We start from the raw sequence: 13,319 nt of genomic DNA, 5'->3' as shown, positions 1-13,319 counted from the left end.
CCTCGCCGTCGCGCTGGGCATCGAGGCCGTCAGGGCGGGGCGCGAGGTCAGGTTCGTGGACTGCGCCCGGCTCGTCGAGGACCTGGAGGACGCCTCGTCGCGCGGCATCCTCAAGAAGAGGCTCAAGTACTACGCCCACTCGAGGCTGCTGATCATCGACGAGCTCGGCTACCTCGACGTCGGCAGCGCGGGCGCGGACCTGCTGTTCCAGCTGATATCGACGCGCTACGAGCAGCGCTCGACGATCATCACCACCAACGTGGGGATCAGCGGCTGGGGCAGGGTGTTCGGGGACGACGTGGCGGCGAGCGCGATCGCGGACAGGGTGTGCCACCACTGCCACCTGGTCAAGATAACCGGCAGGTCCTACAGGCTGAAGGACCTACCGAGGGACGGCCCCGTCAAGCCGTGACCGGAATCGGTGAAAATACGTTAGCGCAACCGGTGAAACCGCCTTTGCGCGAACGGTGCGCCTGTTTAGCGAAACTGGTGAAAAATAGATTGACGCTAACAATCATCTGCCCAGGCTGCGGCGGCGTCATCAAAAACACGGCGTTCAATCCCATCACCGACACGTGCGGTGCCATGCTGCAGGACGGCTGGCTCTGCCCCGAGTGCGCCTACAGGCTGCGGCCCAAGTACCCGATGTACTATACCGACGACGAGCCCGTTACGTTAGAAAAGGCGCCTGATGCCGGCAGGCCCATCCTCACCATGCTCAGGAACGACTTCCTCTATGCCGATCCGCTTGATCCGGTGAACAGCACTGCCTTCTCTTATACCAGTGCACTTCGCAGCGATCCTTTGGCTAAGCTCAGATCGGACCAGATTAAGGACGAGCTCGCGAGCATCGATGCGTACAAGCAGGAGGTCTCGAAGAGATTCGGCGGTGCCAAGAACGTGTTCGAGGTGCTCGAGGTCGCTCTGATGCCCAAACTCAAGCCGTTTTGCGCGGGGCTTCCTAACATCAAGCGTCTTAAGGGCACCATCGCAATCGCGGGCAACGTGCGTCTGGGCGCTTTCGCGGCCGGTGACATCGTGACAGTCCATCATGGTGGCATGCGCTATCCGGCAAAGGTACTTATTAACCGTGCCACTACAGGGTTCTTGCGCTGGTGGATGTTTCCCAACGCGATTATTGGCCAGCCGCTGCCGACCGTCAGCACAATCGACAGCTCGGATCTTATACCCGAGAAAGGTGGCTTAACCGAAGGGTGTCACGGCGTGCTGGTGCTGAGTCCCGAGGCTTCCGACATCGCTCCGGGTGACGCACTCACGCTTGGGTGATGGGTGGCTCCGTACACGTATACGGCGGGGACGTTCCGGGTCTTGATTCATGCCCTTGTTTAGAGCGCGCCTCTACCCTCGGGCGATGTGCTGCGGATACCACTTTTGAAACCAGGCAGTAAAGACGCCCATGAGCGCAGGGAGGACCGAGTTGATCGCGCCAGCAAAGCTGGCAGCATCCGTCTGCATGATGAAATATGTCCAGATGGGCGTGACCAGGTAGAGGATTCCCCATGCGGCGGTTAGGACGCGATTCGTTCTCATGAAAATCGGGTTGCGCAGCGCCGCATCTCCGTTGTAGCTGTTTTTGGAGTAATGAGCAGTCAGCGGCACGTTTGTGAAACAGGAGACGGTCCAGATGAGCCCGAACAGGAAATACGATGCCGGAATCACGAGGACGGGGGAGGCCCCTGCCAGCAACGCGATGGAGCATGCGCCGACTCCCAGGCTCGAAATCTGGTCGTATCGGGTGGTCTCGGTTCGGTACATCAGCACTGGCAGAAGAACGCATATCGCCATGCTGAGAAGGCTGCCCCAAAAGCTGTCGATGGAAGCTGCAACCCAAAAGACGATCCAGGGAATTAAGAGCAGCAACATGTTGGTTTTTGGCTCGTCCACGCTCTTGGTGGTACTTGTCTCGTTAGCGCTTGCGCTTGTGTTACCGTTGCCTGCGCCGAGATTTGCAGCCCCAAAGTATTCGTCCCAGTGCATCATCAGGTCGAAGTTGCCTTCAACCGAGTACATATGTTTCATGAGCGCCTCGTCGCCGGCAATTTCGCCGGCGGCAATCGAGCGCCAAACGCTCAGGGGCGTGTTGATTTGAGTGGTGCAATTTGTGGTGAAGCCCCCGGTGGGTTCCTCCTCGACGTGACTGCCGTTCTTTCCAAGGACGATGCGATAGGTCTTGTCGATATCGGTGTAGCGCATGTCGAGTACGATGTCGCGTCCCGGCCAAGCTTCCCTGCGGTAGAGGGCTGCCATCTGACGGGTGAATACCAGGCTTGGCTCTTCCTTTTCGCCGGATTCGTCAACACCCCAGCTTGCGTCCGCCATCGCTTCGAAGACGTCGCGCGGGAACAGATTTTGATCGAGCTTGGCACGGGTCTCCCCAGTGATGCTCCCGTCCGCGAACTCCTCGCCTGCTTTTTCGACTTGTGAAAGGTATTCGTCCGTACGCTCTGCCAACTCCTTCACGCGGAAGAGTTCGCCTTGCCCGCAGAAGAGCGCAGTGTAGCCGCCTTTGCCGCAAAGCCGATCGAACAGATCGGTTACGCCGCTGTAATTGCCCTTTGCGGTATAGAATCCGCAGGTCGAAATCACGACTGTCCGCTTGCCGCTCATGTCGTAGCGGGACGGATGCCCGCCGTTTTGCGCCTCGACGCTCATAAAGGGAAGCGATATGGGAAGTTGACGGTCAATCAAGTTCTTCAGCGGACCGGGCAGCCCGAAGTAGTACAGGGGGAAGCTCCAGATAATGACATCGGCCCACAGGATTTTCTCAATGATTGCTTGCATGTCGTCGTGCAGGCAACATGTTCCCGGCGTCTTGCTCCAGCAGGAAAAGCAGCCCAGGCAAGGTTTGATGTCGAGTTTGGCGACATGTAGGGTTTCGACTGCTGGCGTCTGCCCGCAGGCACTCTCTTCCCGGGCGGCGATTCCTCGTAGAAAAGCGCTGGTCAGGCGCCAGGTATTGCTTCGTTCGCCTTTGGGGCTGCCGTTGATGGCCAGGATGTTCATCGTTCGCTCCTCAGTTTAGCGGCGCAGTGCTCGGCCCAGTCGATGTGCATTTGCAGGCTTCTTCTGCCAAAGTCGGCGGTCATTTTCCAGTATGGACTTTGGTCCTGCAGATTGAGTTCGCCCTCAAAGTAGTCGATGCTTTGGTCGATGTCGGAAAAGGAGGCCAGCTGCTGGCGGCATGTACTTGCGATACCTTCGAAGTAGGCGATGTTTTCCTCTTTGCTTCGGTTGCCCAGGAAGAACACCTGCATTAGCAGGGGCACGCGGGTATCGCCGATGGGGTTTTGCGTGGAGAGCCAGCTCAGAAGCTCGGTGCGGCCGTCTTCCGTAATGGAGCAGACATTCTTGTTGGGTTTCTCACTTTGCTCGACGGTGGTGATCGTTATCCAGCCGTTTTTCTCCAGGGTGCGCAGCTCGCGATAAATCTGGCTGCTCTGCGCTTGCCAGAAGAAGTTCAGGGATTTGTTGAAAATCTCTCGGATCTCGTAGCCGGTCATGTCGCCGTAATTGAGAAGGCCGAGTATCCCGTGTTTTAGCATCATGCCCGTCCCTTATGATGATATTCCACTTGTGCACTATGATTATAGGCTACGGAGGGGCTCTGCTGGGGCACGAGACGTAATGGTTCGGTAAAGGTGTGCCGGATGCGCGGGCGGATTTGAAATGAGTGGCGGAACGAGTGGCGGAGAAACGTGCACTTTGAGATGACTGGCGGCAAAACGCGCATTTTGCTGCCGAGTTTAGTCCCGTAGGGGCTTCGGGTCCGAGCAAGATCCAAACGAGTGGCGGTAAATCGTTCATTTTGGAACGAGTGACGGATGAGCGCCGGAATGAGTGGCGGCAAATCACTCATTTTGAAATGACTGGCGGAAAAACGTGCACTATCTATTCGATTTGGCCCCTAAAACGTTTCAAAAACCGCCAGCCGTTGGGGAATGCGCGAAAAACCGCCACTCCGCTCTGGGTGGCGGCGTGTTCGCGGTGATGCTCAAGGCCACGTCGAGATTTGCGGCACCGAGATCAGCGACAATGCTGCTTCCGTGGCGGAGGTGTCATGTCGTATGGGTGCTACACCGCCATGAACATCAAGGGGAGCACCATTACCGGCAACAAGACAGCCAGCTACGGCGGCGGACTCGCTGCGGATTCGAGCGTTCGCGCGCCTGCCGGCACAGTCGTGAGCGACACGAAGACTGGCGCAATTCTCGTACTGCCTTTATCTACTAAAAGCTGTCGCATGACAGGCATTGAAGCTTGCCATGCGACGGCGTTCATCGCATCGATTGTGTTGATGTCCGGCTAGTGCCTGGCGAGATTCTTGCTAAACGACGTGTCGGAATGACGCGCCCACACTACGTAGATGAGCACGCTTGCCACGCAGGCCAGTGAGACGATCATCCACATGCTCGAATAGCCCATGGCGGTAATCAGCGAGCCTGCGAGGCCACCGCCCAGGCCGTAGCCGATGTCGTAACCGCATAGAAATGTCGAATTGGCCGAGCCGCGCGTTTCGTCGGTTGAGGTGTGAACCGCCATCGACTGCAGCGAAGGCTCAAGGCCGCCAAAGGCGTAGCCGGCAAGCGCTGCGGAGAGGATGTACGTTGCCGTGTTGGGGACGAGGGCCAAAAGCAAAAAGGCTACGAGCATCGCAGCGTTGCAGGTATAGACGAAGATGGCCTCTCCGCGCTGGTCGACCAGCTTGCCCAGCGTGATGCGCACCACGAGGAGCATCACCGACATCACGATGAAGTAGATCGATCCCGAGGGCAGCGAATTCTCGGCTGCAAAAATAGCGACGAAGTTCTCCAGGGCGCCAAAGGTCAGCATAAAGACGAGCATGGTTGCCGTGGCGGGCAGGGAATCGCGGTTGATGATTGTGCGCAAGTCGAGCTTTTTCTTGGGGACATTCACCTTGCGCGTGCGCACAAAGGCAAAAAGAACAAGCCCAAGGCCCGCAATGCCAGCGGCAACAGCATACAACGTGCCAAATCCAAAGCCTTCCATGAGGCTAAGGCCCAGCGCCGGTGCGATCGCCGAAGCCAGGGCGGTCGCCATGCCAAAATAGCCCATGCCCTCTGCAAAACGGGGGCGGCAAATCACATCGGAGGCAACAGTCGCCGTGGTCGAATTGGAGAAGGACAGTCCGATGCCGTGAAGCATGCGGAAGGCGATACTCATCGAAAGGACCGGCACGAACACATAACCCAGCGGCGCGGCGCCCAAGAGGAGCAGGCCTACCACGAGCGCCGCTTTACGAACACCGTTATCGAGCCACCAGCCTACAAACGGCCTGATGATTACGGCTACAAAGGCAAAGGCTGCCGCGCAGATGCCTGCGACCGCCTCGCTGCCACCCAGGCTTTGGATATAGAACGGGAAGGTGGAGAGGCTCATGATGTGGTTGGTGAAAACGCAGAGATTTACCAGGATGATGAGCACCAGGTCGCGCGTCCAAAGTTTGGCGGCAGGTTTGCCGGCGTGCGCAGCTTGTTCTGTTGACATAAATAATCCCTCCTAGACGGGTTTGATAGGACCGTCCAGCAGGGATTGAATGCGCGTGATGCGAAAAATGTCACAGCTGAACGGCGAAGCCATCAATTGGACTTACGCACGGAGCAGCTCATTGACGTGTTGAAGTATATCGAAGATAAAGCTGATTTGGCATGCGTCTTTTATGCTTTGGCTTCTTCTGCTGCCCTTGTTTCTCCCATGTGCGAGAAAAGCGCTCCAAAGACAAGACGCGTGACGGGAGACGCCGCGAAGAGGTTCCATAACAGCGCCATGGGGAAGTTTTTGATAAGCGTGCCTGCCCAGATGCCTGGGAGTTGGCTCACGGGCATGCCCGCGAGAACGATGTTGAACAGGATGCTTGCAACAAGGCTCATCGTGGGGCACATGACAAGGACGGTGCAGCAAGAACGAACGGTTCCCTGGACAAAGGCACTGTCGCGCTCGGGGTCGATAAGGCGTTTGGCCAGGGATGCGCCCCCGCGCGTGCCCCACAGATTCGAAAACAGGAAGACAAAGATCCACATGTACGACGCTTCTATAAAGGCATCGGCGAAGACGTCGTTGGTCATGTTGGAAAAGCCGCGTGCCATAGTGGGGATGCCCAGTTTCCAGGCCACGTTGTAGACCTCCATTCCATAGGCCATCGTGATGGACATGAGGATTCCAAAGATCACGCCTTGCACCTTGTTCTTTGGCATGAATTTCTCCTTTCTTGTGGGGGTTCGCGCGGCATACCCCTAACAAACAAAAGCGTGCGGTCGCCCCGGAGGGCAACCGCACGCTTTGCTTACTACACTGTATTTGCCGCGGGGGAGTGACGCCGTTGGACATCTGCCGCGGCAGCTTCGCGCTACACGCAATAGCCACTCTAGCACGTTGGTGCTGCGTGCTAACAGAATCAACACGAGGGTACGAGGGCATTACCAACGGCTGTACTGGTCGCGCGAATCTAATTCCTCGAGCGCGTTGATGAGTTCCTGCTGGAGTTGTGCTTTCGTTAGCTTCGAAACGTACGAGACGATCTCGCGATGTCGCTCTTCTGCCTCGCGTTTTAAGGCTGCGTTGTAGAGAAACTCTTCCAGTTCGACCTCTCGAAGAAAGTCTCTCTCGGCATTGGGAACGGCTTTGAAGAAAAGCGCGACCTTGTGCTTGCAGATGACTGCTCGGTTCTTCGCGTGCGGGCAGTCGCAGGTGGAGCTGCGCGGATGGTCCAAGGACAGTCTGACGTGGTACGGCTGCTCAGCCGAGCCCTGCACAGTCCCTTCAAACCAGTTCCCCTCGGCTTTTTCGCAAGTGAGAACCTTGCCCGCGCGGTAGATGCCAAGGCCGCGCCAGGCCGATTTTGCGCTGGCAAGATTGATTACCGGGTGATACATGTGCGGCTCCTCTGCGAGATGATGGGTCCGTGCCCGTTAATTACGAGCTGCCTGTGGCCAGCTTGAAATCGCTCGGAAAGTTGTGGCAGCCCATGGGGTTCCGTCTACATCCTGTTGCGAATCTTCTTCACGTTTCGATTCATGAGATGCCTGCCAAGATATCGGTAGGCGAACGCCTTTATTGCAGGCATGGCTTGGCCATGCTCTTGTAGCAGGTCGTCAGGGCAGTCGTAGATTCCAAGGTCACGGGTGATGCCTTCGCTTTGGATATAGGTGTCGTTACAGTCGAAGTCAATCGGCGGGTGCTTGAAGTCCTTGACGGCGACGCCGTAGCCGCAAAACGCGCCAGAACATTCCGCGTGGGCTGCTTGTAGGCTTCCCAGATAGCTCTTATCGAGGATAAAGCCCTCCAGCTCGTACCAACGTCCGTCGAGAAAGACTTCGACCCAGCTGTGAAGGATTTCTTGCGGCGCGTTGCGATAGACGATGCCGGTCATGGCGCCCTTTTGCAGCTTTTTGTCGATCATAAAGCCGTGGACTCGGCAGGGGATGCCGCAGGGACGCAGCAGTGCCATGAAAAGCGTCCCCTTGGTATTGCATTGGCCAAAGCCGTCAGCGAGGACACGTGATGCGGGGATGCTGTCGTCGATGTTGTAGCCAAACAGTATCTCGTTGCGTACGTAGTTGTAGATAGCCTGTACCCGCTCTGTTTCGGGAAGTTCGTTCCAACCGTGTTTGTGAATCAGCGCCTGAATGGAGGCGCTGCCGTAATCGAGCATCGGTGTTTCCCGCAGGTATCGATCCATGGTGCGCCCTTCTTCTCCTGGCTTTTGCTCATTGTACGGGAAGGACGGCCTGGGTCTATCGTGGGCGGGCGTCGGTTTGGATGCAGGCGACGAGTGGCGGTAAATCACTCGTTTTGAAATGAATGGCGGAGAAACGTGCATTATCTAGTCGATTTCGCCTCAGGGGCGTTTCAAAAACCGCCACTCGCCGAGGAATGCACGAAAAACCGCCACTCATTCGGCGCCATTCAGGGCGAACGCGTCGGTTTCTCCCGGGCACACTGCGGCTCCTCCCGGACGAGCCGTAGCTTTTCCCGGGCGCGCTGCAACTTGTGCTTGTATTCCATCTCGCTCGCATTTCTCTTTTTTGGGTAGAACAAACAAGCCCATGTGCCGTACGCCTACGGCGCTCAGAGAGGAGAAAACAGAATGAATATCGTCGTTTTAAGCGGCAGCCCGCGTAAGGGAGCCAATACCGACATCATGGTCGAGGCGTTTGCCCAGGCCGCGCGCGAGCAGGGTCACGCTGTCGAGGTCGTTCCCGTGGCGCGTAAGAGAATCGCCGGTTGCCTGGGCTGCAAGTACTGCTTTAGCCACGAGGGGGTTTGCACGCAGAAGGACGAAATGGGCGATGTGATCGAGACCCTCAAGAGCGCTGACATGGTGGTCTTTGCTTCGCCCATCTATTGGTTCGATATCACTGCGCAGGAGAAGGCTGCCATCGATCGCTTGTATGCCTTTGGCGGAATCGGCTTTCCCTTCCGTAAGGTGGCGCTTTTGCTCGATAGCCACAGCGATGGCGTCTACGATGCGGCAATCGCGCAGTACAAGGCTACGTGCGCGTATTGCGAGTGGGAAGACCAGGGCATCGTTACCATCAGCGGCATGACCGAGCGCGACAGCATGGCAACCTCGCCCAAGCTCGACGAGGTTCGCGCCCTTGCCCGCAAGCTTGCCTAGCGATGCATGTGAATGGGGCGTGCGAGTGGGGTCGAGTCTCCTTCGTGCGCCCTTTGTTTAAGAAAGACGAGACGCTAGAGTCGTTACGTCGATTCGTGTCCAAACGAGTGGCGGAAAATCACTCATGCATGAATGAGTGGCGGATAAACATACATCATTCGATTGATTCTGCTTTCTAAAAGATTCAAAAACCGCCACTCGTTAGAAAATGCTCGAAAGACCGCCACTCATTTCGAGGCTGCGTGTGGGGCCGTGCCCGGTCCGTCGCTTGAGGGACGATGGCCGGGACTTGTTGTCCGGCGCTGCCACTTGATTCCACCGCACAAGGCCACTGCTCAAGCGCATCACCGCCCACGTCACCGCCGGGGTCTCCGGCATCTGCCGCGTGTGTTACGACCTCACGCCCAAGCCCGTCGGCACGGTCGAGTGGGAGTAAGCTTCTACTCTTTTGGGTGAATTGCATTGGCAAAGGGCCCCACGTAATGTTGTGCGGGACCCCTTGGGCAGTCGAATCACGTGGTGGCCCCCTTTGAGAGAGTTACGAGCATGGTGGTCCCGTTCTCGGAACTTGCTTCGACCTCTACAGCGCCACCGTGAAGCGCTGCAATCTCCCAGACAAGTGCTAGCCCGAGTCCTGCGCCGCCGTATGCTCTGCTGCGGGATTTGTCGAGACGAAAAAACGGCTGGAAGATGCTCTCTCGATACTTCTTGGGTATACCAGGGCCCTGGTCCTTGACCCGCAGGAACACGTGGCTATCGGTATCGCAGATAGAGACGTTGACAGTCGAGCCGGGGCGACTATAACGGATGGCGTTTTCGACCAGATTAAACACCAGCCGATAGAGGAGCGTATCACTTCCGATTGCCAAAGCGTCTCCGGCGCAATCGAGGGCTACGTCCTTATTCTCGGCAAGTGGCGCAAGGTCGGTGAGGACCTCTTCGGACAAGGGGCCGAGTTCAACATCGTCCTCGCAGGGAACGCTGCGGAGCTCACTCATCTCGAGCAATACCTTGGTCATTCGAGACATGCGCTCAGTTTGTTCTTGTAGCAGGCCGAGCAGCTCGGCTGTTTTGGGTCGCAAATTGGAGTGCTCGGAGACGAATAGTTCAATTTGCGCTTGCATAAGGGCGAGTGGGGTTCGTAGTTCGTGTGCGGCGTTGCCGGTAAACTGACGCTGTGCAGAGAACCCTTCGCCAAGACGGGCGATCATGTCGTTGAAAGAGGCGCTGCATCGTTGTAGTTCGGTGGGCACATCTTCGCTGAGTCTGATTTCGCTTAGGTTGTCAGGCTGCACACGCTCAACCTGGGCCGCAAAAGCCCGTAGCGGTTTGAGTGCACCGCCGCTCACAAAGTATGCCAGCACGCCGCCAAGGAGTGTGACTCCAGCCGTGATGCACCAGGCTGTCGTGCCAAAAGACTCTTGCGCGTCGCTTACGACGATCGTGACCTCGTCATCGAGGGTCGCTTTCGTTGGGTCGAACGCCTGGGGCGAATCTTCGCCGGTTGCGTTAAGGGCCGAGATGTCACTGCCGATGGCATCCATGTAGTGCATGCCCGTATAGCCGACCAGGCAGTTCGTTAGCACGCACGCTACACACGTGAGCAGTGCCGCCATAATCGTTATGCGCCATTGCAGCGAAAGCCTTTTCATTCGCTATCCTCCATAACGTAGCCCTCTCCAATCCGATTGCGAATCGGATCGTATCCCAAAGCGCTGCGTAGCTTTTTGCGGAGTGACGAGATATGAACGCGGGTTGCGTTGCTAAAGCTGTTGACGCTACTGTCCCATACATGCTCGATAAGCTCTTCCTGGCTCACTGGGCGTCCCTGGTTGAGCATCAGGTATTCCAGGATTCCCGTTTCCTTGCGCGTGAGCGACAGAGTCTCACTGCCGGTGGAGGCGACGCGCGCCTTGGTGTCAAAGCGGAGCTTTCCACAGGTGAGCATCACATCGCTTTGCGTAAAGCGCCTGAGCGTGAGGCTGCGGATGCGTGCTGCCAGCTCGTCCAGATGAAACGGCTTGGTGAGGTAATCGTTGGCGCCGGCATCGAGTCCCGCCACCTTGTCGGCGACCTCGCCGCGTGCCGAGAGCACGAGTACCTTGGTCTCGCAGTCGGTTTTCCTAAGTTCCCTGAGTATGGTCATGCCGTCGATGCGGGGGAGATTGAGGTCGAGTACCACGAGGTCAAAGACTTCGACGCCCAGCAGGTCGAGCGCCTCCTGTCCATCGTGGCAGCAGTCGACGCTGTATGCCAGGTTTCGTAAGCTGCGTGCGATTGCGTCGCACAGCGCCCACTCGTCCTCGACGATCAAAATACGCATAACAGTCTCCTTGCACATTCCAAATCGCGCTTAACACGGATTTTATGGTCGATATGGTCCAATGGTCGCGTAACGAAAGGAGTGGTCAGGTTGTTCAAAGCGGTAAAACCCGTGGTACAGGTCGCTTTGTTGATCGTCGGAATTGCCATGGTGTGCTTTGGCGTTATGCGTGGCGAGGCGGATGCCGTGCTGGCCAAAGCGATTAGGCTGTGCTTGGAGTGTATCGGAATTGGATAAAAGAGAAAACACTGCGTCGCATGTTTTGGCCCGATTTCGCGGATTCATTCAGGTGGCGGCGACGCTCATCACCAACATTCACCTGCCAAACTTTGCCAAAGGCGGCATCTATCAGGGCGCGGGAAAAACAGTCTGCGTACCCGGACTTAATTGCTATTCGTGCCCCGCGGCATCGGGTGCGTGCCCCATCGGGTCGTTCCAGTCGGTAGTAGGTTCATCCAAGTTCAACTTTTCTTACTACGTCACCGGTACGCTCATTTTGCTCGGCGTGCTGCTGGGTCGCTTTGTATGCGGGTTTTTGTGCCCGTTTGGCTGGCTGCAGGAGCTGCTTCACAAGATTCCCGGCAAAAAGTTCTCTACGAAAAAGCTCAAGCCGCTCACGTACATCAAGTACGTCGTGCTGCTGTTTGCTGTGGTGCTGCTGCCCGTCTTGGTGATTAACGACGTGGGCATGGGCGACCCGTTCTTTTGTAAGTACATCTGTCCGCAGGGCGTGCTCGAGGGCGCCATTCCGCTGGCGGCTGCCAATGCTGGAATTCGATCTGCGCTGGGGCAGCTCTTCACCTGGAAGCTTTTCGTCCTCATTGCCGTGGTGGTGCTGAGCGTTTTATTCTATCGCCCCTTCTGCAAATGGATTTGCCCGCTCGGCGCATTCTACGCGCTCATGAATAAGGTGTCCTTACTGGGAATCCGGGTCGATGCATGCAAATGTGTCTCGTGCGGCAAGTGCTCAAAGGTTTGTCAGATGGACGTCGATGTGGTCCGCGCGCCCAATCATGCCGAATGCATCCGGTGCGGAAAGTGCATTGGGTCCTGTCCCGTCGATGCCATCAGCTATCGCTATGGCCTGGATGTGCCGGCAGAAAAGCTCCCTCTGACCGCTGATGAAAAGTAAAACAAGCTTCGACGAAAACGGAGGAATGACCATGAAGCTTTCTAAGATTGCAGCCCTGTTTATGGTGCCGGTATTGGCCTTGTGTCTTGTGGCATGTTCGGCGCCCGGTGGCAATGCGAGCGAATCTGCGAGCTCCAATCCTAAGATCGCAGAACTCACTGCGCAGAAGCCGACCAATGCCGACGAGGCCGCCGAGTTGTATGCGAAACTCATGAAAAAGGAGAACGATATCCTTTCGAGCGATAACGCGCTGTGGGAAAAGGTATTCAATGCGGCAAATAAAGACTCGGCAATGATTGAGGACGGCAGCAATTACGGCGATTTCCTGCTCAAGACCATCGACGGCGCCAAGGACGAGTTTACGGCGGATGAGCTTAAGACGCTCAAGGCCGGCGCGCAGCAAATCAAAGAGATTGAGGACAAGCTCGAGAGCTTGGAGAAGGAGTTCCCCGGCTGTGGAAGCACGCCGAGCGCAGGCGAGTGCGTCGACGCTTCGGCCGCGGGTATGACGACTGATGCTAATGCTTCGACTAAGGCGACGAAGTTCCCCAGCTTTACGGGCAAGGACCTGGATGGCAACGACGTGAGCAGCGATGAGCTGTTCTCTAAGAACAAGGTCACCGTCATGAACTTCTGGTTCACCACTTGCAAGCCGTGCGTGGGCGAGCTGGGCGATCTTGAAAATTTGAATAAGGAGCTCGCCGAGAAGGGCGGCCAGGTCGTGAGCGTCAATTCCTTTACGCTCGATGGCAACAAGGATGAGATTGCGGATGCCAAGGACGTGCTGAAGAAGAAGGGCGTGACGTATAAGAACGTCTGGTTCAAGTCGGACAGCGAGGCTGGCAAGTTTACGTCAAATCTGTTCTCGTTCCCGACAACCTACGTTATCGACCAGAACGGCAACATCGTAGGGGATCCAATCGTGGGAGCCATCAGCTCCGCCGAGCAGCGCGCGGCACTCGACAAGCTTATTGACCAGGCGATTGCGAATAGCGAGCAGTAAAAAACGCGTAAAGCATGGCGAGGATCGTGCGCCGCTGTGCGAAGTAGTCCCTACCTTTCAAGATAAGCTCCACCATATAGTGAACTGCCTCCCATTTCTTGGACATGAGAAATGGGAGGCAGTTCATTTCTGTCGGGTTCGTCTTTGTTTTCGAGATGGGTGCTAGGCGAGTGGGCGCGACGGACTGGCGGCTTTTCTATCGTTT

16 protein-coding genes are annotated in these 13,319 nt (G+C 56.8%); 8 read left to right on the top strand and 8 right to left on the bottom strand.

Annotated elements, in window-relative coordinates:
- Both BQ9843_RS00590 and BQ9843_RS00585 read left to right on the top strand, forming a co-directional pair.
- On the top strand, positions 1-412 hold a 412-nt coding region (locus BQ9843_RS00590; protein ID WP_075843471.1), incomplete at its 5' end, for an ATP-binding protein.
- A gap of 89 nt (positions 413-501) precedes the next feature.
- Positions 502-1,287: a hypothetical protein gene (locus BQ9843_RS00585; RefSeq protein ID WP_075843470.1), complete on the top strand. Its 786-nt coding sequence runs from the start codon at positions 502-504 to the stop codon at positions 1,285-1,287.
- 72 nt (positions 1,288-1,359) lie between these two features.
- Here BQ9843_RS00585 and BQ9843_RS00580 read toward each other — a convergent pair whose 3' ends face one another.
- Together BQ9843_RS00580 and BQ9843_RS00575 are read right to left on the bottom strand one after the other, a co-directional pair.
- On the bottom strand, positions 1,360-3,024 hold the full coding sequence (locus BQ9843_RS00580; protein ID WP_075843469.1) for a flavodoxin family protein: 1,665 nt from the start codon (positions 3,022-3,024) through the stop codon (positions 1,360-1,362).
- Complete coding sequence (locus BQ9843_RS00575) at positions 3,021-3,566, bottom strand: PadR family transcriptional regulator (protein ID WP_083647850.1); 546 nt, start codon at positions 3,564-3,566, stop codon at positions 3,021-3,023. Before BQ9843_RS00575 ends, BQ9843_RS00580 begins: the two co-directional genes overlap by 4 nt.
- 512 nt (positions 3,567-4,078) lie before the next feature.
- On the opposite strand from BQ9843_RS00575, the gene BQ9843_RS00570 reads away from it, so the two are divergent.
- On the top strand, positions 4,079-4,327 hold the full coding sequence (locus tag BQ9843_RS00570; protein ID WP_075843468.1) for a hypothetical protein: 249 nt from the start codon (positions 4,079-4,081) through the stop codon (positions 4,325-4,327).
- Here the strand turns inward: BQ9843_RS00570 and BQ9843_RS00565 are convergent.
- From BQ9843_RS00565 to BQ9843_RS00550, 4 genes are all read right to left on the bottom strand, one after another.
- On the bottom strand, positions 4,324-5,526 hold the full coding sequence (locus BQ9843_RS00565; protein ID WP_075843467.1) for an MFS transporter: 1,203 nt from the start codon (positions 5,524-5,526) through the stop codon (positions 4,324-4,326). The two genes, BQ9843_RS00570 and BQ9843_RS00565, sit on opposite strands and share 4 nt — an antisense overlap.
- 170 nt (positions 5,527-5,696) lie before the next feature.
- Positions 5,697-6,233, bottom strand: a complete 537-nt coding sequence (locus BQ9843_RS00560; RefSeq protein WP_075843466.1) for a hypothetical protein — start codon at positions 6,231-6,233, stop codon at positions 5,697-5,699.
- A gap of 222 nt (positions 6,234-6,455) precedes the next feature.
- A complete protein-coding gene (locus tag BQ9843_RS00555; RefSeq protein ID WP_040219962.1) occupies positions 6,456-6,911 on the bottom strand; it encodes an SWIM zinc finger family protein in 456 nt (151 codons plus the stop codon).
- A 104-nt stretch (positions 6,912-7,015) separates the two neighbouring features.
- Entirely contained in the window at positions 7,016-7,717 is a 702-nt protein-coding gene (locus BQ9843_RS00550; protein WP_075843465.1) for a transglutaminase-like domain-containing protein, read from the bottom strand.
- 408 nt (positions 7,718-8,125) lie between these two features.
- Between BQ9843_RS00550 and BQ9843_RS00545 the strand changes: the two genes are divergently transcribed.
- Positions 8,126-8,656: a flavodoxin family protein gene (locus BQ9843_RS00545; RefSeq protein WP_075843464.1), complete on the top strand. Its 531-nt coding sequence runs from the start codon at positions 8,126-8,128 to the stop codon at positions 8,654-8,656.
- Positions 8,657-8,987: 331 nt separating this feature from the next.
- On the top strand, positions 8,988-9,092 hold the full coding sequence (locus tag BQ9843_RS08920; RefSeq protein WP_083647851.1) for a GMP synthase (glutamine-hydrolyzing): 105 nt from the start codon (positions 8,988-8,990) through the stop codon (positions 9,090-9,092).
- Between the two features lie 76 nt (positions 9,093-9,168).
- On the opposite strand, the gene BQ9843_RS00535 is transcribed toward BQ9843_RS08920, so the two are convergent.
- Together BQ9843_RS00535 and BQ9843_RS00530 are read right to left on the bottom strand one after the other, a co-directional pair.
- The gene (locus BQ9843_RS00535; protein ID WP_230205507.1) at positions 9,169-10,272 is read right to left on the bottom strand and encodes a HAMP domain-containing sensor histidine kinase; all 1,104 of its coding nucleotides are present in this window, start codon (positions 10,270-10,272) and stop codon (positions 9,169-9,171) included.
- Positions 10,273-10,304: 32 nt separating this feature from the next.
- On the bottom strand, positions 10,305-10,997 hold the full coding sequence (locus BQ9843_RS00530; RefSeq protein ID WP_082421910.1) for a response regulator transcription factor: 693 nt from the start codon (positions 10,995-10,997) through the stop codon (positions 10,305-10,307).
- Positions 10,998-11,126: 129 nt separating this feature from the next.
- On the opposite strand from BQ9843_RS00530, the gene BQ9843_RS08995 reads away from it, so the two are divergent.
- From BQ9843_RS08995 to BQ9843_RS00515, 3 genes are read left to right on the top strand one after another with little or no spacing between them, the layout of a single operon-like run.
- Positions 11,127-11,216: a CD1871A family CXXC motif-containing protein gene (locus BQ9843_RS08995; RefSeq protein ID WP_022094046.1), complete on the top strand. Its 90-nt coding sequence runs from the start codon at positions 11,127-11,129 to the stop codon at positions 11,214-11,216.
- A 25-nt stretch (positions 11,217-11,241) separates the two neighbouring features.
- Positions 11,242-12,111, top strand: a complete 870-nt coding sequence (locus tag BQ9843_RS00520) for a 4Fe-4S binding protein (RefSeq protein WP_230205506.1) — start codon at positions 11,242-11,244, stop codon at positions 12,109-12,111.
- 31 nt (positions 12,112-12,142) lie between these two features.
- On the top strand, positions 12,143-13,114 hold the full coding sequence (locus BQ9843_RS00515; protein ID WP_075843461.1) for a TlpA family protein disulfide reductase: 972 nt from the start codon (positions 12,143-12,145) through the stop codon (positions 13,112-13,114).
- The last annotated feature ends 205 nt before the right edge of the window (positions 13,115-13,319 follow it).

This window comes from Collinsella bouchesdurhonensis (assembly GCF_900155365.1).
GTDB lineage: Bacteria > Actinomycetota > Coriobacteriia > Coriobacteriales > Coriobacteriaceae > Collinsella > Collinsella bouchesdurhonensis.
The sequence above is the reverse complement of the archived record's forward strand: the minus strand, read 5'-3'. Positions and strand labels throughout refer to the sequence as shown.